The following is a 21,304-nucleotide window of genomic DNA, read 5'->3' on the forward strand; positions in this document are numbered from 1 at the left end:
ATCGTAACAGGGCATCCGGCCCTTCGGAAGGTTTGCTATAGTGAGCCGGTGAAGAATATCAGGCATTCGAGGGAGTATCGATGGTAGCGCTATCCATTCTGGATCTGGCACGGGTCGCCGACAACACGAGTCCGCGCATGGCATTGGACAATGCGCGTTCGCTGGCCGGGCTGGCGGAGCTTTGCGGCTACCACAGGTTCTGGGTTGCCGAGCATCACAACATGCCGGGCATCGCCAGCGCCGCGACTTCGCTGCTGATCGCGCATATCGCCGCCGGCACGCAGACGATCCGCGTGGGAGCGGGAGGCATCATGCTGCCCAACCATGCGCCGCTGATCGTGGCGGAGCAGTTCGGCACGCTGGCGCAGCTGTTTCCCGGCCGCATCGATCTGGGGCTGGGGCGCGCGCCGGGCACGGACCAGGCCACGGTGCGGGCATTGCGCCGCACGGCCATGTCCGCCGAGCATTTTCCGCAGGACGTGCTGGAATTGCAGGCCTATTTCAGCAAGGAAGCTGCGGATTTCAGCGTGCAGGCGGTGCCTGCCGCGGGTACGGAGGTGCCGATCTGGATACTGGGATCCAGCACCTATGGCGCCTCGCTGGCGGCCGAGTTCGGCCTGCCGTATGCATTTGCCTCGCACTTTGCGCCGGATCAGCTGATGACGGCCCTCCAGGTCTATCGCAATCGTTTCAGGCCTTCGGAGCATTGCTCCAGGCCTTATGTCATGGTGGGCGTGAACATCATTGCGGCGGATACCTCGGCGCATGCGCAGTATCTGTCCACTACGGCGAAGATGTCGTTCACCGATCTTCTGCGCGGCGTGACGCGTTTCAGCAAGCCGCCCATCGAGGACATGGATGCGTACTGGAACGAGGCGGAGGAGATGCGGGTCAGGCAGATGCTGGCGTGCTCCGTCGTAGGCGACCGGGAGCAGGTGCGCGTCGGCATCGATGCGCTGGTGGAGCAGACCGGGGCCGACGAACTGATGGTGGTGTCGGACATCTACGATTTCCAGGAGCGCCAGCGCTCCATCCAACTGATCGCGGAAAGCATGGGCATGGCGCCGGCGTTCGTCTGAGCCTCTGTGTTTGCAGTGATCGCCTGCTGTGGCGCAAAGCCCTCCAGGCACATTGGAAGGAGCCGAGGGTGCTTTTTGCCACAGCAGGCTGGAATGCGAGGGGCAGTCAGCGGATGTGCTTGCGGATAAGCTCGAGATAGCTGTCGTTGTCCAGCGGCTTGCCCAGGCGCTGGGCTTCCCAGACGACCTGTCCCAGGCTTTCCATGATGATGTGCACGGCCTGGTGCTCGTCGTGTGTTGCCAGCAGTTGCTGGTAGGCGGCCCGGATGCCCGGCGGCTGATCGACGGACAGTTGCTCGGCGATGGCGAGATGCATCGACAGGTGCAGGAAGGGGTTGGTGCGGCCTTGCTCCACCGTGTATTCCGCTTCCAGCGCTTCGGGGCTTTCCAGGTCAGCGTGGTATTCGGGATGCTGCAGCGCCCAGTCGACGGCGATGCTTTCCAGCGGTGTCAGCACTTCCCTGGACTTGTGCTTGCGCCAGGCTTCTGTAAAGAACTGGCGGACTTGTTCGCGGGTGGGGTTGAACATGGCGTATCGGTGTCTGAACGGTCAGTGATGGTTGCGCAGGCGGGGGCTGATGGTGATCTCGTCGATCTGGGCGCTGAAGTTGGCCAGCAGGAATTGCGCCAGCGCGCCGTGCAGGGTGGCGTAGATGGCCTGGCGGTTGTCCGTATCGGCCGTCTTGTGGTTCATGCCGAAGAACACGACGGGATCGCCAGATTCGTCTTCGTTGACGCCGACCTTGAAGAAGGCCGCGCCGGCAAGCGGCTCGGTTGTGTGGTGCAGCTCAAGGGTGGCTGCGTTCAGGTGTTTCCACGAAGTGACCGCACCGGTATCGATGGCCTTCAGTATGCTGGCCACCAGCGCTTTGGGCTGCTTGGTATAGACGGCGAGTGCCATGATGGCTCCAGAGTTGATACAGCCGCCATTGGAACATAAATGACGGCTGTATCAGCGCGGCCATGCCGCCCTGGCTCCGCTGCGCGGTCCACCTCGCGGCCTGCATGCCGCTCGGATTCGCTAGGCATAGAACAGTCCTCAGGACTGTTCTATGTCCGGCTCCGCTGCGCGGTCCACCTCGCGGCCTGCATGCCGCTCGGATTCGCTAGGCATAGAACAGTCCTCAGGACTGTTTTATGTCCGGCTCCGCTGCGCGGTCCACCTCGCGGCCTGCATGCCGCTCGGATTCGCTAGGCATAGAACAGTCCTCAGGACTGTTCTATGTCCGAGCTCATCCCCCGCAGCCGCCGCAGCAGCCGCCTTCGGCGTGGACGTCGCGGGCGGGTTCTTGCGTGTCTGCGTCATTGCGGGTCTTGCGGGAGATTTCGGTGGCTTCCGCGGCGTTGCCTGCGGCCTGTTCGTTGCGGTCGGTTTCCGGAGTGCGGGAAAGGGAGGAGGCTTGCATGGAGGGAGTTCCTGTGGGTTGCGATGAGTGGCCTGGGCGGCATGAGTGCGTCGGTATCGAAGCGCTCATGTGCGCGAGCGACGTCCGCCATTTTATGGGGGAGGGGTGCGGAACCACGGAATAACCGCATGTCGAAAATGGTGACGCCAGGGGACTCCGGGCGTATGCGGGCCGAGGGATGGAAGAGCCGATGCGGGCTCGTCCTGGACGCCTGGCTATGCTGCCTGGGACAGCGTCCGCGACAATACGCTGAAGATGCGCTCGTCGCCGCATTGGGCTACATTGAAGCGTAGAAATCCGCTTGCGCTCAGGGACTGGCTGAAGACGTTGCCCGGCGCCAGCACGACGCCCTGCTTCAGGCAGGCGCGGGCGATGCCGGCGGCATCGATGCCGTGAGGGAGCTGGCACCAGAGGAACATGCCGGCTTGCGGGACGAGCCAAGGGACGATGCCCAGCCTGCCCAGTCGCGCAACGGCGGTTTCCATGGCGGCCGCCAGCCGGTTGCGCAGGGCCTCCAGGTGCTTGCGGTAGCCGCTGTCGGTCAGGGTGGACAGCATGGCTGCCGCGGCAAGATGGCCTCCGCCGAAAGCGGTGGCGATCTTCAAGTCGGTCAATTGGTCGATCCAGTCTGCGCGGGCGGCGATGTAGCCGCAGCGCAGCGAGGCGGAAACGGTCTTGGAGAAACTGCCGATGTGGATCACGTTCGACAGGCCGTCGAATGCCGCCAGACGGGGAGCGGGATGGATTTCGAAGTCGGCAAAGATGTCGTCTTCCACAATGATCAGCCCGGCGCTGTCGGCCAGCTTGAGCAGGCGGTGGGCCGTGAGCGGCGACAGGATCGCGCCGGTGGGATTGTGGATGCCGGAATTCGTGATGTACAGGCGGGGCTTGTGCTGGCGCAGTGCCGTTTCGAAGGCGGCCGTGTCCGGGCCGGAAGGAGTCATGGGAATGCCGGTGGCCGTGGCGCGGTGGGCGCGCAGCAGGGCATGGAAGTTGAAATAGCAGGGGTCGTCCACCAGCACGGTGTCCCCGGGTTCCAGCAGGAGCCGGCAGATGAGGTCGATGGCTTGTGTGCTGGAATCCGCCAGCAGGATCTGGCGGGGCGGGGCCTCGATATCCAGCGCGGCCATGCGCCGCGCCAGCAGCTGGCGCAACTCGGGCAGGCCCTGCGGCGTGGCGTAGTCCACCAGCCTGGCGTTGCGGGACTGCGCCAGGCTGCGCAGGGCGCGGCGCATGCCGGCTTCGTACATCCAGTCGTCGGGCAGCCAGCCGCAGCCCGGCTTCAGCGTATCGGGACCGGCTTCCAGCGCCTGGCGCGATACCCATAGCGGGTCGATGGCGCGGTCCGCGCGCGGCTCGATGTCCGACAGCGCCAGCGGCGGCATGGGGCCGCAGACATAGAAGCCGGATCCCTGGCGGGCGCGGATGACGTTTTCCGCCGCCAGCCGCTCGTAGGCCTCGACGACCGTGGAGACCGAGAAACCCAGTGTCTTGGCCAGGGCGCGTACGGAAGGAAGGCGCGTCCCGGGAGGGTAGGTGCGCGAGGTGATCCTGGACTGGATGGTCTGCATGACCGTTTCTATGCGTGTCGGGCTTTGGGCCATGGCGGTGACTTCCTGGCGGCGATATGACTGTATTGCTGAAATATGCATAACAGTTTCTGAAAATTGTACTGTATTGTGCATGGCGCGGCGGGTGTCTTCCGTGGTGAACTGCATGCAGGCCGCGAGGTGAGGCGCAAGCCGAAGGCGCAGCGTGGGGGCATATTTTTCATTCATGGAACAGATTCAATGGAAACGACGACGCGGGGCTGGTGGAATGGTTTTGCCGGGGTCCTGATATTTGCCGGATCGCTGCCGGCGACCCGCGTGGCTGTCCTGGATTTCGATCCGGTTTTTCTCACCGTGGCAAGGGCGACCATCGCCGGTATTCTGGGATTGTGGATGCTGCTGATGCTGCGTCAGCCCAGGCCCGGGCGCGAAATGCTGCCCGCGCTGGCGGTCGTGTCGCTGGGCGTGGTGCTTGGATTTCCGCTGCTGTCGGCCCTGGCGCTGTTGCACATGACTTCCGCCAATGCGCTGGTCTACCTGGGCCTGCTGCCTTTGTGCACGGCCATTTTCGGGGTCGTCCGCGCGGGCGACAGGCCGCGTCCGCTGTTCTGGCTGTTTGCCTTGCTGGGCAGCGCATTCGTCGCCGCGTTCGCGGCGCAAGGAACCGCGGACGCGTCGCTGGAAGGCGGGCTGCTGATGCTGGGCGCCTGCATCGTATGCGGCCTGGGCTACGCAGAAGGCGCGCGATTGACGCGTGTGCTGGGCGGATGGCAGGTGATCAGTTGGGCGCTGGTGCTGGCCTTGCCCATCATGCTTCCCCTGGCTTTCTGGCTCATGCCGGCGTCGTTTTCCGGCATCCGTCCGGATGCGTGGTTCGGCCTGGCCTATGTATCCCTGTTCAGCATGCTGATCGGTTTCATTTTCTGGTACCGGGGGCTGGCCCTGGGCGGGATCGCGGCGGTGAGCCAGCTGCAGCTGATACAGCCCTTCTTCGGGCTGGCACTGGCGGCAGTGTTGCTGAACGAGACGGTGAGCGGGTCGATGCTGCTGGTGACGCTGGGAACGGTGGCATGCGTGGCGGGCGCCAAGCGATTCGCGTGAGAGCCTGATCCTCGCGCAGTCGGCGGCGGGGACTTCGTCCTGGCGTGGATCTATACTGCGACCTTCGGCCGGCAAATGCCGGCCGCGACTTTTTTCGCTACCCTACGGACACAGTATGGATCTCGCCTGGCTCTGGGTTCCCGCAACGATTTTCGCCGCCGCTGCTCAGGCGGGGCGCAATGCCGTGCAGCGCGGATTGACCCAGACGCTGGGTACCCTGGGAGCGACTCAGGTCCGCTTCATCTACGGCTTTCCCTTCGCACTGCTGTTCCTGGCGGTGGCCGCCGGCATTGCGGACACTCCGCTGCCTGGCGTAAACGGGCCTTTCCTGGCTTATGTGGCGGCGGGAGCCGTGGTGCAGATTGCCGCCACTGCCCTGATGCTGGCCGCCATGCGCGACCGGGCCTTCGTAGTGGTGACGGCCTGGACCAAGACCGAGCCTGTGCAGGTGGCGGTCTTCGGCTTCGCCATTCTGGGCGACCCCTTCACTCTGATGGGGGCCGCCGCCGTGGTGGTGGCGACCCTCGGCGTGATCCTGATGTCGGTCCGCACAGGCATGGCGCACGAGGCGCGCGCGGCGGGCTGGCGCCCCACTGTGCTGGGCCTGGTCTCGGGCGCCGGCTTCGCCCTGGCGTCGGTCAGTTTCCGGGGGGCCATCCTGTCGCTGGAGGAGGGGCCGTTTTTCCTGCAGGCGTCATGGAGCCTGGTCTGGTCCCTGGGCATGCAGGTGGTGATGCTGGCCCTGTGGATGCTGCTGTTCCGTCGTGATCTGTTGCGGCGTTGCCTGGCCGCCTGGCGCGTTTCGATCTGGGGAGGTTTGCTGGGCGCAGCCGCTTCGCAAGGATGGTTCCTGGGCTTTGCCCTGACTTCGGCGGCCAATGTGCGCACGCTGGGGTTGCTGGAAGTGTTGTTCGCCCAGGCGCTTTCGTACCGCGTATTCTCCCAGGGGGCGACGGGCAGGGAATGGGCAGGCATCGCGCTGATCATCGCCGGGGTGGGCATGCTGCTGATGGCCGCCTGACGGCTTGCCACCGGTGTGTGTGATCAGTGCGCGTTGGCGGCACGCAGCTTCGGGACTTGTCCTTTTACCGCATTGGCGCGGGCGTCATAGGTGATTCTGCCGGAGGCGTCCGCCGGGAGGCGGTCACGCACCCGGGTCTTGAGCGTGGCCAGGTCGTCGTCCGCCATGGTTGCAAGCGTCGGTCCGACGCTTGGCGCTCCGAGCGCCGTTTCCCAGAAGTCGGCGAAATCGGCAAACGTGCGCCGCACGTCTATGCCACGCGTTTCAATTTCGACCAGTCCGGCGCCAGCCCATAAATCCTGCATGACGTTCATTCGCGATGCGTCGGGGCTTGGCGGCGCTGGCACGGCAATGCCAAGCCCGCGTATTTCCGCCAGCAGCATTTCATAGGGAAAACCGCCGCCGGGCATGTCCCACGCGTAAGCGGCCACAGTGCCGCCGGGACGAACCACTCGGCCCATCTCGACGATGCCTCTGGCCGGATCCGGTACGAAGAAGATAACTAGTGGCATCACTGCCAAATCGAATGTGGCATCAGGGTAGGGCAGCGCCATGGCATCCCCTACGCGGAACTGCGCGGTCCGCAATGCGGGGCGCCCACGCGCGTAGGCGAGTTGTTCTCCGGATGGGTCTATGCCGTGCACCGACGCCGGGCTGCACCGTTCGATGAGCAATTCGGTGAAGGCCCCGTTGCCGCAGCCTACGTCCAGCCATTGCCGGGTCGGCTCCGGAGAGAGCCAATCGAGGAAGGTTGCGCCCGCGAGCTGGCTCCACTTGCCCATGTATCGTTCGTAGGCGGCGCCATTGTTGAAGCGGATTGCGTTTGTCTGCATATCATTCATCATTGGTTCGTAGTTCGTAGAGCGCGTAGAAAGGCACGCGCAACAACAGCCTGGACAGCGGTCCGAGGAACGAATATGGCAAGCCGTAGCCTTCCATCACGCGATGGGCGGCGGCGAGCCGCCAGCGGAATGCGCAACGTGTCACTGACTGCGTGCGCCGCCACGGCAGCGCCGATGGGCGGACGGCTCAAGCTTGCTGCGGGGATCTCTTGTGTTTCGCCAGTGTCGCCGGCCATGGAGAAGTCCATCCCAGAGAGTGAATAAGAATATTATAAATAGGAATTATTCTCTTTTGTGGGTATGCTCTTCCAATGGACACATGAAAAAGCCCCGCAGGGGGTTCTGCAGGGCTTTGAACACACGCGTCATGGCTGGGTTGCCGTCAGGCGGCAACCCGCATCATTCAGGCCAGGGCTGCTTCGTAGCGGCGAGCGACTTCCGCCCAGTTGATGACATTGTAGAACGCAGCGATGTACTCGGGGCGGCGGTTCTGGTATTTCAGGTAGTAGGCGTGCTCCCATACATCCAGGCCCAGGATGGGGGTGTTGCCGGACGTGAACAGCGGGTTGTCCTGATTGCCGGTGCTTTCCACCACCAGCTTCTTCTGGGGGGTGACGCTCAGCCAGGCCCAGCCGCTGCCGAAGCGGGTCAGCGCAGCCTTGGTGAAGGCTTCCTTGAAGGCGTCCAGGCCGCCCAGGTCGGCGTCGATGGCTGCCGCCAGCTTGCCTTCGGGGGCGCCGCCCTTGGGCGACATGACGGTCCAGAACAGGCTGTGGTTGGCGTGGCCGCCGCCATTGTTCTGCACGGCAGTCTTGATATTGGCTGGCAGGGAGTCCAGCTTGCTGATCAGCGCTTCGACCGGCTGGCCGCCCAGGTCGGTGCCTTCCAGCGCGGCGTTCAGATTGTTGATGTAGGTCTGGTGATGCTTGGTGTAATGGATTTCCATTGTCTGTGCATCGATGTTGGGTTCCAGCGCATCGTAAGCATAGGGGAGGGCTGGCAGGGTATAGCTCATCTGAATTCTCCGAATGACAACAAAGGAAAGGATGCATCGCTCATGCCTGCAGCGATGCATCATGGTTCACTTCCGGGCCGCTTGCGGCGCAATGCCTGAAGAGGCGGGGAACCTTGCATGCAGTATATTAGAAACCGTTCCCGTATGCTCGATTCTCTCTGTTTCCATGTTTGACCACGAGCCTATGCGCAAGCCTCGCCCTTCAGGGCGAGGTCAAGCGAGGCAAATTTTAAATACGGCACCGTAGGTGCCCCCGTATTGTGGCGGAGAAGCTCCGGCCGATACGGCCGGAGTTCTTCACGGCTGCCGGGAGGAATCACAGTGGCGCGGGAATGCGCGCGACGGTTTCATCGCGCAGCCTGCCTGTCGTCATGTCATTCTTGACGGTCACGAACAATGTACTGCCGGACGCATCCATGGACAGGCTGTTCGGATGTTCGGGCAGCGCATACGAATGCAGCATCGACAGCGTGCGGCTGTCGAGCACAGACACGGTGCCGGCGAGCCGGTGCGTCACATACAGGAGGCCGTGCGCGGCGTCCAGGTGCAACGCCAGCGGACCCTCGGGCACGGCGGCGCTATGCACCAGGCGGCCCGTCCGCGCATCCAGGATGACGACCCGGCTGCCCTCTCCCTGCGATACGAAGCCGGGAACTTCCGTCTGCTGGATTTTCCGCATTTCCGCCTGCCCCTGGTCCGTGAGGATCAGGTGGCCGCGTTCCTGGTCGAACGCCAGGTTCAGCGGCTGGTCGGCATGCGCGGGATACTCCTGCAGCCGCTGCTGCGACTGAGCGTCCAGGACGATGATCCGGCCTTCCATGTTCGAGACATAGAGCCTGTTTCCCTGCGGATCCAGCGCGATCCCGGTGGCGAATGTGCCCAGGCCGGGCACAACGTTCACCAGTTGCAGTGACTGCGTGTCCACGACATACAGCGCGCTGTCGCGCAGGCCTGCGCCCAGCGTGTAGAGGCGCTTGCCCGGCGCGTCCACGAGCAGCTTGCGCAGCTTGTGCGGATAGCGCGTCACGCCCTTCGCATCAGTGCTGCCCTGCGCCAGCTGCAGTGTCGCCACCAGTGCATTGCTGCGCGTATCCAGGACGGATACCGACGCATCCAGCGGGCTGCTCACATACAGGCGGCCGTTCCCGTCATCGAGCGCCAGGCCGGTGCCCATGCGGGGCAAGTCGATGTGCGCCTGCGCTTCCAGTGTTTCCGGGTTCAGCCGGTAGATGCGCGGCGGTACGATGGGTTCTACCCGGCCGGATCCGGCGGAGACGACGAACAATGCGGACTGCCGGTCGCTGTAGGCTAGCTCATAGAGATTGCGTGCCAGCTCGGTCTGGCGTACCGTCGCGGCCTCTGTGGAGGATGTCGCAATCTGCGTGACCGGCGCGCAGGCTCCCAATGACAGCGCCAGCGCAAGAAGCGCCGCCAGCCGAAGGCCGGCTGGCCGGGATCGGGTCTTCCGGAATACGGATGTCATGCGTTTCTCCCGTCTTACCAGCGATAGCGCAGCGTGGCCAGCACGACCCGGCCCTGGCCGAAGTAGCATTGGAGCGGACCCTGGCAGTAGCCGACATAGCGCTTGTCGGCCAGGTTGCTGGCCGTCAGGCGCAGGCTCAGGCCGTCGAGCGCGGGCGAACGCGGGCCGAAATCATAGTTCAGCGCGGCATCCCACAGCGTGTGCGCAGCGATGCGCTGGGTGTTGGCGGCATCGCCGTAGCTCTTTCCAACGTAGCGTGTTCCGGCGCCTGCGGACAGTCCTTGCAGCGGCCCTTGCGCGAATTGATAGTTCAGCCACAGCGACGCCTGCTGGCGCGGCACCATGACGAGTTCATTGCCTTCGGTGGATACACCTCCCGCATTGGCGTTGGCCTTGGTGACCTTGGACTGGTTATAGGCATAGGAGGCCACCAGGTCCAGATTGTCGTTCAGGCTGGCCTTGGCTTCCAGCTCCACGCCGCGCAACCGCGCTTCGCCCGTCTGTACGCTGAAGCCCGTGTGTCCGGGCCTTTCGTCCGGTGTGAGTCCATTGCGCTGCACCAGCTCGAAAGCCGACAGGGTCACGAGGCTATTTCCGTCCGGCAACTGGTACTTGATGCCGGCCTCCATCTGGCGGCCCTTCATGGGCTTGAACATTTCGCCGAAGTAGTCCGAGCCATCCAGCGGTTCGAAGGAAGTGCTGTAGCTGACGTAGGGCGCCAGTCCCATGTCGAAGCGATAGCCCAATCCGACGCGTCCGGTGAAGGCGGTGTCCGTCTGCGTGGCAGACGACGGTGCCGGCAACTGGTTGCGGGTGCGCGCGGAAGAGCGGTCGTAGCGGCCGCCCAGCGTCGCGAACCAGCGGCCGTAGCGGATCTGGTCCTGGAAATAGCCGCCGACCTGTTCCCGCTTCTGGCGGTAGTCGATGCGGGGAATCAGGTCGGGAACGGGCTGGCCGTACTGCGGGTCGTACAGATCCAGCGGCGTGCCGTACAGGCCGGACGCGAAGTTGTAGGTGTTGTCGATGTGCAGGTAGTCCACGCCCAGCAACAGCGTATGCTCGAGCCCGGCGGTATTGAAGACGGCCTGCAGGTTGGTGTCCAGGTTGATGGTGTCCGCGTCGCCCTTGCCGTGCGAGGCGACGCGGGACAGGAAGCGCTGGCTGGGATCCAGCATATAGCCCGGGCTGGCGGTCGTGTCCACTTCGACGCGGGACCATTGTCCGGATTGCTCCACCCGCCAGGTGTCGTTGAAGCGATGCGTGAACTTGTATCCAACGGCCGCCTGCTTGCGCTCGTATCCGTCGAAATCGGGCTCTCCGGGATAGCGGTTGGTGGGAAATTCGCCGTTGGGGTTGGGCAGGTGGGTGCCTGCCGCAGGCAGGGGTGCGTAATCGGAAATGGTGCGGTCGCGCTGGTAGTGGCCGAACACCAGCAGTTCCGTATCCGCGCTCGGCTTCCACTGGAACGACGGAGCGATGAACTCGCGCTTGTCATAGCCGTAATCCACTTCGCCGTCCGCATCGCGCGCCAGGCCCGTCAGGCGCACGCCGAACTGGTCGTCGCTGCCGAAGCGTTCGGAGATGTCCAGGCCCAGTTGGCGGCGCTTGTGGGTGCCGCCCTGCACCTGCACCTCGCGCAGGGATCCGGCGACCGGGCGCTTGCTGACCATATTGACCAGGCCGCCGGGCGTGCTTTGCCCGTACAGCATGGAGGTCGGGCCTTTCAGCACTTCGATGCGCTCCAGGCCGTAGGGCTCCATGCGCAGCATGGCGAAGCTGTGGGCGCCGTAGGGCAGACGCGCGCCATTGTAATTGTGGCGCAGATAGAAGCCTCGGCTCTGCAGCGTGTCGCCGCGGCTGTCGCTGTCTCCGAACGTGGGAATCACGCCGGGCGTGTAGCGGGTGGCCTCGATAATGCTCTGTGCGCCGCGCGCTTCGATTTCTTCGCGTCCGATCACATTGACGGTCTGCGGCATTTCCAGGATGGGCGTGGCGGTCTTGGATCCTGTTGTCGTCCAGGTGGCGACATAGCCTTTGACCTGGACTGTATCGTCGGCTTGGCCGGTGACCGTGATCCGGTCGAGCTGCGTCGCGGAATCCTGGCGTGACAGCGTGATCGTGTCGCCGTTGCGCCGGTAGGTCAGCGGTGTGCCGCGCAGCAGGCGCGCCAGCGCTTCCTCAGGCGGCAGGCTGCCGGATACGGCGGACGCCATCAGGCCGTCGACGATCTCCTGCGCGTAGAAAATCTGCAGCGAAGTCTGCTCTCCCAGTTGCAGCAATGCCTTGCCCAGGGGCTGGGCCGCGATGCGGATCTGGCGCGGCGCGTCCTGCTCCGCCGCGGCCAGCGGCGGCATCAGGGCCGACGACGCGGCAAGCGCGATCAGCAATGCGGAAATACGCTTGCGCCCCGAGCGGGTGTTGCTTCTGGAAAGCATGGCCGCCTCATGCGGTTTCGTGCAGATATGGTTCACTTGGTCGATCCTGTTCTGGTTGGAAGCCGGCCTGGCGGCCGGCACGACAGGCCCACGCCATATCGACATGGCGCGGCTCCTCAACAGGCAGATGCGCGAGAAGGGTGTGAACCACAATGAGAATGAGGATAATTTAGAAATAAAATGTATCTTTCCGGGGCGATATCGGGCGGAGGCTCATTGCATGGAGCGGATCCCATGCAGTCAGCGCGCCCGCAGCAGGACGGTTCCGGTCGGAGAACGTTGGATCGCCACGGGTGCAATGAGCGGCAGCGCGTCCAGGATGGATTCGGGTCGGTCGATATCGAATACGCCGGCAATGCGGTATTGCGCCAGGTCGCCGGGCTCCAGCAGCAGAGGACGTTCCAGGTAGCGATTGACTTCCTTGACGGCCTGCGCAAGGGGCTGGTTCTCGAAGATGATCTTGCCGCGCTGCCAGGCCAGTGCATTCGACGCATTGACGGCATAGGGAACGCCGAGGCCGGGTCCATCCCCGAGGCCGATGCCCTGACCCGCCACGAGATCGTGCGTTTGCGCGTTCCACCAATGGCCGCTGCGGACCCTGACCGAGCCCGATTCCACTACGACTTGCATCTGGGCGGGTTCGCGACGGACATTGAACCGGGTGCCGATGACAGACACGGTGCCCAGGCCGCCGTCGACCACGAAAGAGCGCTGGGGATCGGAGCTTACCGTGAACAGGGCCTCGCCCTGGTGCAGCAGTACTTCCCGGCGCGAATCCTGCAGTTTCACCGTCAGGCGCGTCGCCGTATTGAGATCGATCAGCGAGCCGTCGGGCAACGAGATCTGGCGCCGTTCGCCCTGCGCGGTGGCGAATTCGGCCTGGTAGCGTACGGGGTCCCGCCAGAAGGACCGGCCTGCGGTTGCGATGAGCGCCAGCGCACAGCCGCCCGCCAGGCCCATGAACAGGCGGCGCGACAGTTGAGAACGGCCTGTCGCGGCCATGGCGGGAATGGATGCGGCGGGTGGCGGCGCCATCAGGCTGCGCAGCCTGTCTTCCGGAATGTCCAGCGTGGCGTCCCAGAAAACGCCCAGGTTGCGGTAGTGGCGGCCATGCTCGGGATCCTGGGTCAGCCATGCTTCGAAGGCTTGCCGGTCCTCCCGGGTGGCTTCGCCCGAATGCATGCGGGCGAACCAGCGGGCGGCGAGTTCTTGCGCCTGGGCGTCTCCGGGGCCGAGGCTGTGGTCAGTATGGCGCATAGTGCTGCAGTCGCTCGTGAAGATGCCGTAATGCGCGTGTCATGTGCTTTTCGACCATGCTGCGCGAGATGCCCATGTCTTCGGCGATCTCCGTGTGCGTCCATCCTTCCAGGCGATGGAGGATGAATGTCTGGCGGCAGGAAAGCGGGAGCTCGGACAGGGCCAGCCACAGCGCATCGTGCAGTTCCTGCGTCCGGGCGGACGATTCGGCGGAGTCGGTGACGGGATGATCGTGGTCGGCCAAGGCATGCAGCGGCAGCATGTCCAGCACCTTGCGGTGCCTGTGCCGGCCCGCCATGCCGTTTGCGGCGCTGCGGGAGAGATAGGCGCGCGGATCCTTGATCGTGCCGTCGCCGTTGACAAGAATCCTGACGGCTGCGTCCTGCACGGCATCCTGGGCGTCATCGTGCGCGCTGCCTTTGCGCCGCCAGATGTGCAGCAGATTGCTGTACTGCGCAAGCCAGCTTTTCTTGGGCGGAGGGCGGACAGGCATGAAGCAGGGCCGGCGGGAATAGAAAACGAGCATTATTACAAATCATTCTCATTTTCACAAATGGCATGCCCTGGCGCCATCCGGCCGGTATCGATGAACGGAGAATGCCCTGGATCGGCACTATTTGAACAGTCCGGGCAGTGCCTGCTGCAGGTTGGATGCGCCCTGGGGCAGCGCGAATCGATTGTCCGCGACGGCCGTCGTATCCAGGCGCTGCAGGGTCAGGTCGTTGCCGAAGCGCAGCAGGCCGAGCTTGCGGGAGCGGACTTCCTGGGTCAGTTGCTCGACGCCTTCCTGGCCGGTGTTGGCGGCGACCGCATGGATGGTCTGCGCCAGTTCCAGGAGCCGGCCTGTCATGGCCGCCAAGGCGGAATTGCGTGTCATGACGACTTCGACCATGCGCTCTTTGCCGTTGCCGTCGGTATAGACGAGTTCGTGCACGCTGCCGGAGATGCCGCCGACGGTTTCCTTGCGTTGCGTATCGGTCAGGCGTACGAATCCGCTGATATCGCGCGTGTATTTGTCCAGGTCCAGCAGCTTGCCTCCCATGGCGCCGCCGGTGTGTTTGGCGAGCTGGAGCATCTGGACCGCGTCCATGACCATCTGGCGGCCGCCGGCGGTGGAGACGGCGTAGATGCGCTGGTCGCGGGCGATCAGGTAGCCGCCTTTGTCCGGCTCGGTGCCTGCGCGCAGTTTGTCCTGGGCTGTTTCGATGACGACGGCGGCATCCTTGGCGCCGGAGGCGGAGAATGTGGCCGTGGCGGCATGCGTCGCGGCGGCGCCTAGCAGGCAGGCGGCGAGCAGTGCTGGTCGAAGAATACGTTGCATAGTGGGAGCAGCCTCTTTCTTTGCTGATGAGGGCGGCCGAGATGTCTGATGCCGCCGAATATGCGCTTATTGTCGTGCTTGTCGGCGGGTTTGTGTGTTACAGACTATAAGGAATGAGGGGGCGCGATCACGCGACCGGGGTTGAGGCGGTTGTCGGGATCCAGCGCCTGTTTGATCCGCTTCATCATGGCGATTTCCAGCGGGGACTTGTAGTGGGCGATGCTGGAGACGCGCAACTGGCCGACGCCGTGTTCGGCGGAGATGGAACCGTTCATCTGGGTGACGACGTCGTAGACCGCGCGCGAAATGGTTTTTTCGTTGTCGCGCATGGCCTGGTAGGCGGCGGCGTCGGAACCGGCGGGGGCGGACACGTTGTAGTGCAGGTTGCCGTCGCCGAGGTGGCCGAAGACGAAGATGCGCCCCCCGGGCAGTTTGGACTGGACGGCAGCCGCGCCTCGTTCGATGAATTCGGGGATGCTGGAAATGGGCAGCGAGATGTCGTGCTTGATGTTCTCGCCGTCGGCCGCCTGGGCTTCGGGCAGGTGATGGCGGATCTGCCAGAACGTGGCCGATTGCGAAAGCGACGAGGCGATGGCGGCGTCGAGGATGATGCCGTCTTCGAACGCCGTGGACATCAGGTGTTCGAAGCGTTCCGCGGCATGCGCTTCGCCCTCGGCATCGCTGGATTCCAGCAGGACGTAGTAGGGCGCGTCGGTGGCGACGGGGTTGCGCATCTGCGGGGCGTGCTTCAGCACCAGTTGCACGGATGCGCCGCAGATCAGCTCGAACGCGGTCAGGCTTGCGGACAGCTGCTGTTGCGCAAGGGCCAGCAGGCGCACCGCGCTTTGCGCGTCGGGCAGGGCGGCGAATGCCGTCATCTGGGCGGCGGGCTGGGGATACAGCTTGACGGTGGCCGCGGTGATGATGCCCAGCGTGCCTTCCGAGCCGACGAACAGGTGCTTCAGGTCGTAGCCTGTGTTGTCCTTGCGCAGTCCGCGCAGGCCGTTCCAGATTTCGCCGTCGGCCGTGACCACTTCCAGGCCCAGGCACAGGTCGCGGGCGTTGCCGTAGCGCAGCACCTGGATGCCGCCGGCATTGGTGGCCAGGTTGCCGCCCAGCGTGCAGCTGCCTTCGGCCCCGAGGCTCAGGGGAAACAGGCGCTGTTCCCTGGCGGCGGCTTCCTGGACGTGCTGTAGCACGGCTCCGGCTTGCGCCGTGAGCGTGTTGTTGTAGGGGTTGACCTCCAGGATGCGATTCATGCGCTGCAGGGACAGCACGATGTTGGGCGTGTGCGCGCTGTCGGGGATGTTGCCGCCCACGAGGCCTGTGTTGCCACCCTGGGGATAAATGGTGACGTTGTTCTTGACGCACCAGCGCACGACGGCGGCGACGTCTTCGGTGCTGTCCGGCTGCACGACTGCCAGGGTGGTTCCGGTCCAGCGCTTGCGGAAGTCGCTCAGGAAGGGTTTGACGTCGTCTTCGGCGTGCAGCAGCCGTCCCTGGAAGCTGCCGCGCAATGAGTCGATAAGGGCTTGTTGCATGTCGTGTGGTCCTGTAGATCAGTTGCCCAGCGCGGCAAGCGCCTGTTGCTGGTGCGCGAGCAGCATGTCGATTTCGGCATGGGCGCGGGCGTCCAGCGCGGGGCTGGGGCTGCGCATGCCCGCGTGCTTCAGCGCGCCGCGGCGGCGCATGACTTCCTTGCGGACAGCTACGCCCCACTGGCTCTGGTTTTCGTAGCTGAGCAGGGGCAGGTAGCAGTTATACAGCTTGTGGGCTTCGTCCGTCTTGCCGGCGGTGTAAAGGTTGTAGACGCTGGAGAGCATTTCGGGATGGGAGAACCCGGCCATCGGCCCGTCGATGCCGCGGCCCAGTTCCAGCGGCAGGAACATGGCATTGTTGCCGGTCAGGATGGCGACGCGCCTGCCGGGCAGGTCGCGCAGCCTGGTGATCTTGGTGATGCTGGGAATGTCTTCTTCCTTGATGACCTGGATCTGCGGGTGGCGCTCGATCAGCTGGGCGATCACGGGAACGGACATCCAGACGCCGGTGGAGAAGGGGAAGTCCTGCAGCACGATGGGCACGTCGCCAATGCGCTTGAAGACGGCTTCGAAGTAGTTGAGGATGTCCTGGTCGGTGCGCAGGCCGTTGGGCGGGGCGATCATTACGCCGCTGGCGCCGTCGTCCATGACGCGCTTCGTCAGCTCGTCGAGCTGCGCGATGCTGGGATTGCTGACGCCCACGATGACCGGCTTGCCCTGCGCGCGGCGGATGAAGCGGTTGGCGACCTGCACGGATTCGCCGAAGGTCAGCTTGTTGGATTCTCCGGACACGCCCAGTACCGTCAGCCCGCTTGCGCCGTGCGAGAAGTAGAAATCGGTCAGCGTATCGACGCTTTCCAGGTCGATATCGTCGTTTTCCTTGAAGGGGGTTTGCGCAATGATGTAGACGCCTTTGGCATTGGACAGCATGGGTGTGTCTCCAGTCGGGGATTTCGGGTTCGGTATGGGCAAAGCAGAAATATTAGCGCTAATATTTTACAGAGGCAACAGGTGGGAAGACGGGAGTGCCTCCGTGCAACGGCGGCGGAAGCTATGGACGGAACAGCCGGATTGGCAAGGCCTGGCCGGGGCGCGAGGCGACGCTGGCGCCTGGAGGCGCGCGGGTCAGGCGCTGCCGCGCCGGATGAGCTGGAAGCCGATGTCCACGATGGGCTGCTCGACCGGCCGGCCCTCGACGCGCTGGACGATGTAGTTGCCCGCCCTGGCTCCGATATTGGAGCCGTCGATGCGGACCGTGGTCAGGGCGGGCGTGGTGGCGGCGGCCAGGGGATGGTCGCCGAAACCGATGACGGCGATGTCTTCAGGAACGCGCCTGCCATGGGCGGCGGCCTCCAGCAGCACGCCCATGGCGATGATGTCGGTGCTGCAGAATACGGAGTCGACCTTCGGCTCGCGCGCCAGGATGTCGGCCATGGCCTTGCGGCTGTCGCCCAGGGGGACCGGCGCCTTGCAGATGACGGAAACCGGCTCGGCCATGTCCGGCGCCAGCCAGCCTCCGCGCAGCGCGGCATCCCGGAAGCTGTTGGCGCGCCTGGAGGCGCGGGGGTCGTCGCCCAGGACCAGGGCGGGCCGGCTCCTGCCGCTGGCCTGGAGGAAATCGGCCACGGCCGCGCCGGACGCCTCATGGGAAAAGCCGATGAGCATGTCGACCGGGTTGTCGCACAGGTCCCAGGCCTCGATGACGGGGATGCGGCTGGATTTCAGCAGGTGGCGCGCCTCCTCCGTGATGACCAGGCGCATCAGGACGATGCCGTCAGGCTGGCGGCCCAGCACGTTGGAAAGCGTGCGGTATTCCTGTGCCGGATCGTAGGCGTTCTGGACAAGCATCATCTGGTAGCCGTGCCGCTCCAGCGTGTCGCCCAGGACCTGCAGCGTTTCCAGGAAGACCGGGCTACTGATGGCGGGAACGATGACGGCGACCAGGCGGCTGCGCCCGGAGGCAAGGCCGCCGGCCAGCAGATTGGGAACGTAGCCTGTCTTTGCGATGGCTTCGCGGATGAGGGCGACCGTTTTTTCCGGCACGTTCTCCGGCGTGTTCAGCACGCGGGAAACCGTATGCATGGACATGCCGGCGGCGCGCGCGACGTCCGCGATCGTCACGCGCCCGGTGCCGCGCCGCGGCCGGCGTTTCTGGGCGAGGGACTGCGGTTCGTCAGTCATGGCGTGGGCGTTGCCTGCGTGGAGGGCGGAAAAAGGCGGATGCCGGGGCATCCCGGAGAGACGGAATCTTCGCGGCTGATTATAGCGATTCGGACAGAAACGCCATCAGGGCGGGCGCTTGAGGCTACACTTGCATTCTTTTGCATCTTTCCATATTCATTGCGGGTGGACTCTATGCTGCTGGATCCTTTGGTTATCGTTGGCCTGTTGCTGCTGGGGTGCGGGGCGGGTTTCATGGCGGGGTTGCTGGGCGTCGGCGGCGGCATGATCATGGTGCCGTTCCTGACCGCCTTCATGTCGGGTCAGGGCATGGAGGCCGGTATCGCCGTCAAGATGGCGATCGCGACATCGATGGCGACCATCATGTTCACCTCGCTGTCCAGCGTCAGGGCGCACCACAGGCGCGGCGCCGTGCGCTGGGATATCGTCCGCAAGCTGGCGCCGGGCATCGTGATCGGCAGCCTGGTGGGCAGCATGGGGATTTTCGCGTTTCTGCGCGGCACCTGGCTGGCGCTGTTCTTCGGCGTGTTCGTGGCGTTTTCCGCCACGCAGATGCTGCTGGGCAAGAAGCCCAAGGCCTCGCGCCAGATGCCCGGCACCGTCGGACAATTGGCGGCGGGCGGCGGCATCGGCATGATCTCCGGGCTGGTGGGCGCGGGTGGCGGATTCCTGAGCGTACCGTTCATGACCTGGTGCAACGTGGCCATGCACAATGCGGTGGCGACCAGCGCCGCGCTGGGATTCCCCATCGCCATCAGCAATGTGCTGGGCTATGTCATCGGCGGAATCGGCGCCGAAGGCCTGCCTGAATGGTCGCTGGGCTATGTCTGGCTGCCCGCCCTGGGCATCATCGTGCTGGCCAGCGTGATGACGGCTCCGCTGGGCGCGAAGGCCGCGCACGGCCTGCCCGTATCGAAGCTGAAGCGTATTTTCGCGATGGTGCTGTATGCGCTGGCCGCCTATATGCTGTGGAAGGGCCTGCAGGGAAGCTGAGGAACGAAACGCTCTTTCGAGGGGCGGCAAGCAGGTGCAGGCCTGCGCGACGAGAGGGCGTTTTCCGGGTTTGTGACGCTTTATGAGGCAAGATCATGAGCAAATTGCCCAAACCTAGTGCATTCCCTAAGTGTATTACGCGGAAACATGGTGCAGAATTCGTCACATGCAGGTGAGGAGACGACAACAGCTCTTAAAGAGCGACGCCGCAAACCAGCGGAATAACGATAAAACCATAATAGGCAGTGCCCGATAAGAACAAGAAGAACAAAAGCCGACAGCGATGTCGGCTTTTGTCGTTTTGGACGGCTCTTTTTGTCGCCAGGGCCGCGCCTGGGTGCACAGCGCCCCTTGAGCGGCAGCCCTTGCGGCGCCGGGCATTGTTCTTTTTTCGGACAGGTCAGGCCGGGGCCGCGGTCAGCAGGACCTGGACGGCGCCCGCGCCGCCGTCTCGCTCGGCGCACTCCGCGTAGGCCTGCACTTCGGGCCATTGCGCCAGCCAGCGCCGCACGGTCTGCTTCAGGACAGCCGTGCCGTCGCGCGAGCCATATCCCTTGCCATGAACGATGCGCACGCAGCGGACCCGGTGCTCTGAGCAGGAGTTCAGGAAGGCGGACAGGCGCTCCCAGGCCTGGTCCTGGGTGGCGCCGTGCAGGTCCAGGCTGGCCGACGGCGGCCATTTGCCGCGCTGGAGGTCGCGCAGTACATCGGGGCCGACGCCGGGCTTGAGAAAGCGGGAGTCGTCCTGGTCCAGCCCGGCGGGCGCGAACTGGTGCGACAGGCTGGCGGATGGAGCGGTGTTTTCGCCTGCGGCGCGCAGCCTGCGCTGGCGCAGTTCGTGCGCCGATGCGGCCGGCCGGGGGCGCAGGACCTGTCTGCCGGCCGGGTCCAGGCGCTGCGCAGTTTTCACGGCCTGGCGGAATAGGGCGAGATCCTGAGACGTTACGGGAGCGTCGCAGGCCGAGGGCGGCTTGCCGGTTTCGTTGGGCGATCGCGCGTGCGCGGCCTTGCCGGTACCGGCGGACCCGGGCTTCTCCGGGGTCTGCTGTTCCGCCTGGCGGCGCAGGCGCTTCAGGTCGGCCAGCCCGAAGCGGGATTTATTCGCCTGCATTCTCCAGCCACCGCTGTGCGTCCAGGGCCGCCATGCAGCCCGTGGCCGCGCTGGTGATGGCCTGGCGGTAGACGTGGTCCTGCACGTCGCCCGCGGCGAACACGCCGGGCACGGAGGTCATGGTGGCCAGGCCGTCGCGGCCGCAGCGGGTGACGATATAGCCGTTCTCCATGTCCAGCTGGCCCTGGAAGATATCCGTATTGGGCTTGTGGCCGATGGCGATGAAAACGCCGGTGACGGCCAGGTCCTGGACTTCGCCGGTCTGGTTGTTGCGGATGCGCGCGCCGGTGACGCCCGAATCGTCGCCCAGGACTTCCTGCAGTTCGTTGAACAGCTGCAGGCGGATATTGCCGTTTTCGACCTTTTCCATGAGCTTGTCGATCAGGATGGGCTCGGAGCGGAATTTGTCGCGGCGATGCACGAGCGTGACGGTGCGGCAGATATTGGACAGGTACAGCGCCTCTTCGACGGCCGTATTGCCGCCGCCGACCACGACGACGTCCTGGTTCTTGTAGAAGAAGCCGTCGCAGGTGGCGCAAGCGGAAACACCCCGCCCGTGGAAGGCGCTTTCCGAAGGCAGGCCCAGGTATTGGGCAGAGGCGCCGGTGGCGATGATGAGCGCGTCGGCAGTGTATTCGGCGCCCGTGTCGCCGTGCAGGCGGAAGGGGCGCTGGGACAGGTCGATGCTGGCGATATGGTCGAACACGATTTCAGTGTTGAAGCGTTCGGCATGGGCCTGGAAGCGCTGCATCAGCTCCGGACCCTGCACGCCGCTGGCGTCGGCCGGCCAGTTGTCGACGTCCGTGGTGGTGGTCAGTTGGCCGCCTTGTTCCAGCCCTGTGATTAGCATGGGATTGAGGTTGGCGCGGGCGGCGTAGACCGCTGCCGTGTAGCCCGCGGGGCCGGAGCCCAGGATCATGACTTTGGCGTGTTTTGGGGAACTCATCAGTGAAACATCCTAAGTATCGATG

21 protein-coding genes are annotated in these 21,304 nt (G+C 64.6%); 4 read left to right on the forward strand and 17 right to left on the reverse strand.

Annotation, left to right across the window (positions count from 1 at the left end; all coding sequences use genetic code 11):
* Positions 1 to 80: 80 nt before the first annotated feature.
* Complete coding sequence (locus EV686_RS12905) at positions 81 to 1,079, forward strand: LLM class flavin-dependent oxidoreductase (RefSeq protein ID WP_132477355.1); 999 nt, start codon at positions 81 to 83, stop codon at positions 1,077 to 1,079.
* 106 nt (positions 1,080 to 1,185) lie between these two features.
* Here the strand turns inward: EV686_RS12905 and EV686_RS12910 are convergent, their stop codons facing one another.
* The 4 genes from EV686_RS12910 to EV686_RS12920 form a co-directional block, all read right to left on the reverse strand.
* A complete protein-coding gene (locus tag EV686_RS12910) occupies positions 1,186 to 1,608 on the reverse strand; it encodes a DUF1841 family protein (RefSeq protein ID WP_132477356.1) in 423 nt (140 codons plus the stop codon).
* A gap of 21 nt (positions 1,609 to 1,629) precedes the next feature.
* Positions 1,630 to 1,980 (reverse strand): hypothetical protein, encoded by a 351-nt coding sequence (locus tag EV686_RS12915; protein WP_132477357.1) that lies wholly within the window; start codon positions 1,978 to 1,980, stop codon positions 1,630 to 1,632.
* A gap of 331 nt (positions 1,981 to 2,311) precedes the next feature.
* Positions 2,312 to 2,485 carry a hypothetical protein gene (locus tag EV686_RS18605; RefSeq protein WP_165972598.1) on the reverse strand — a complete coding sequence of 58 codons (174 nt, stop codon included), beginning with the start codon at positions 2,483 to 2,485 and terminating at the stop codon, positions 2,312 to 2,314.
* A 215-nt stretch (positions 2,486 to 2,700) separates the two neighbouring features.
* Positions 2,701 to 4,089 (reverse strand): aminotransferase-like domain-containing protein, encoded by a 1,389-nt coding sequence (locus EV686_RS12920; protein WP_132477430.1) that lies wholly within the window; start codon positions 4,087 to 4,089, stop codon positions 2,701 to 2,703.
* 186 nt (positions 4,090 to 4,275) lie between these two features.
* Between EV686_RS12920 and EV686_RS12925 the strand changes: the two genes are divergently transcribed.
* Positions 4,276 to 5,136: a DMT family transporter gene (locus EV686_RS12925; protein ID WP_132477358.1), complete on the forward strand. Its 861-nt coding sequence runs from the start codon at positions 4,276 to 4,278 to the stop codon at positions 5,134 to 5,136.
* 115 nt (positions 5,137 to 5,251) lie between these two features.
* Positions 5,252 to 6,157, forward strand: coding sequence for a DMT family transporter (locus EV686_RS12930; protein ID WP_132477359.1), 906 nt, complete (start codon positions 5,252 to 5,254; stop codon positions 6,155 to 6,157).
* Between the two features lie 23 nt (positions 6,158 to 6,180).
* Here the strand turns inward: EV686_RS12930 and EV686_RS12935 are convergent, their stop codons facing one another.
* The 11 genes from EV686_RS12935 to EV686_RS12985 form a co-directional block, all read right to left on the reverse strand.
* A complete protein-coding gene (locus tag EV686_RS12935; protein WP_132477360.1) occupies positions 6,181 to 6,990 on the reverse strand; it encodes a class I SAM-dependent methyltransferase in 810 nt (269 codons plus the stop codon).
* 1 nt (position 6,991) lies between these two features.
* Positions 6,992 to 7,144: a hypothetical protein gene (locus tag EV686_RS12940; protein WP_207901769.1), complete on the reverse strand. Its 153-nt coding sequence runs from the start codon at positions 7,142 to 7,144 to the stop codon at positions 6,992 to 6,994.
* Positions 7,145 to 7,402: 258 nt separating this feature from the next.
* Positions 7,403 to 8,014 (reverse strand): superoxide dismutase, encoded by a 612-nt coding sequence (locus EV686_RS12945; RefSeq protein ID WP_132477361.1) that lies wholly within the window; start codon positions 8,012 to 8,014, stop codon positions 7,403 to 7,405.
* A 316-nt stretch (positions 8,015 to 8,330) separates the two neighbouring features.
* On the reverse strand, positions 8,331 to 9,497 hold the full coding sequence (locus tag EV686_RS12950) for a YncE family protein (RefSeq protein WP_132477362.1): 1,167 nt from the start codon (positions 9,495 to 9,497) through the stop codon (positions 8,331 to 8,333).
* 14 nt (positions 9,498 to 9,511) lie between these two features.
* Positions 9,512 to 12,037 (reverse strand): TonB-dependent siderophore receptor, encoded by a 2,526-nt coding sequence (locus tag EV686_RS12955; RefSeq protein WP_132477363.1) that lies wholly within the window; start codon positions 12,035 to 12,037, stop codon positions 9,512 to 9,514.
* 135 nt (positions 12,038 to 12,172) lie between these two features.
* Positions 12,173 to 13,189, reverse strand: coding sequence for a FecR family protein (locus EV686_RS12960; protein ID WP_132477364.1), 1,017 nt, complete (start codon positions 13,187 to 13,189; stop codon positions 12,173 to 12,175).
* Positions 13,176 to 13,682 carry a sigma-70 family RNA polymerase sigma factor gene (locus EV686_RS12965; RefSeq protein ID WP_132477365.1) on the reverse strand — a complete coding sequence of 169 codons (507 nt, stop codon included), beginning with the start codon at positions 13,680 to 13,682 and terminating at the stop codon, positions 13,176 to 13,178. Before EV686_RS12965 ends, EV686_RS12960 begins: the two co-directional genes overlap by 14 nt.
* A gap of 120 nt (positions 13,683 to 13,802) precedes the next feature.
* Positions 13,803 to 14,510, reverse strand: coding sequence for a hypothetical protein (locus EV686_RS12970; protein ID WP_132477366.1), 708 nt, complete (start codon positions 14,508 to 14,510; stop codon positions 13,803 to 13,805).
* A gap of 104 nt (positions 14,511 to 14,614) precedes the next feature.
* Positions 14,615 to 16,051 carry an FAD-binding oxidoreductase gene (locus tag EV686_RS12975; protein ID WP_132477367.1) on the reverse strand — a complete coding sequence of 479 codons (1,437 nt, stop codon included), beginning with the start codon at positions 16,049 to 16,051 and terminating at the stop codon, positions 14,615 to 14,617.
* Between the two features lie 18 nt (positions 16,052 to 16,069).
* Entirely contained in the window at positions 16,070 to 16,978 is a 909-nt protein-coding gene (locus tag EV686_RS12980) for a dihydrodipicolinate synthase family protein (protein ID WP_132477368.1), read from the reverse strand.
* Positions 16,979 to 17,173: 195 nt separating this feature from the next.
* Positions 17,174 to 18,229 carry a LacI family DNA-binding transcriptional regulator gene (locus tag EV686_RS12985; RefSeq protein ID WP_132477369.1) on the reverse strand — a complete coding sequence of 352 codons (1,056 nt, stop codon included), beginning with the start codon at positions 18,227 to 18,229 and terminating at the stop codon, positions 17,174 to 17,176.
* 174 nt (positions 18,230 to 18,403) lie between these two features.
* Here EV686_RS12985 and EV686_RS12990 point away from each other — a divergent pair, with 174 nt between their 5' ends.
* Positions 18,404 to 19,222, forward strand: coding sequence for a sulfite exporter TauE/SafE family protein (locus EV686_RS12990; RefSeq protein WP_132477370.1), 819 nt, complete (start codon positions 18,404 to 18,406; stop codon positions 19,220 to 19,222).
* A gap of 400 nt (positions 19,223 to 19,622) precedes the next feature.
* Here EV686_RS12990 and EV686_RS12995 read toward each other — a convergent pair whose 3' ends face one another.
* Complete coding sequence (locus EV686_RS12995) at positions 19,623 to 20,333, reverse strand: Smr/MutS family protein (protein WP_132477371.1); 711 nt, start codon at positions 20,331 to 20,333, stop codon at positions 19,623 to 19,625.
* Positions 20,320 to 21,279, reverse strand: coding sequence for a thioredoxin-disulfide reductase (trxB, locus tag EV686_RS13000; protein WP_132477372.1), 960 nt, complete (start codon positions 21,277 to 21,279; stop codon positions 20,320 to 20,322). Before trxB ends, EV686_RS12995 begins: the two co-directional genes overlap by 14 nt.
* Positions 21,280 to 21,304 lie beyond the last annotated feature (25 nt).

The organism is Paracandidimonas soli (assembly GCF_004342005.1).
Lineage (GTDB): Bacteria > Pseudomonadota > Gammaproteobacteria > Burkholderiales > Burkholderiaceae_B > Paracandidimonas > Paracandidimonas soli.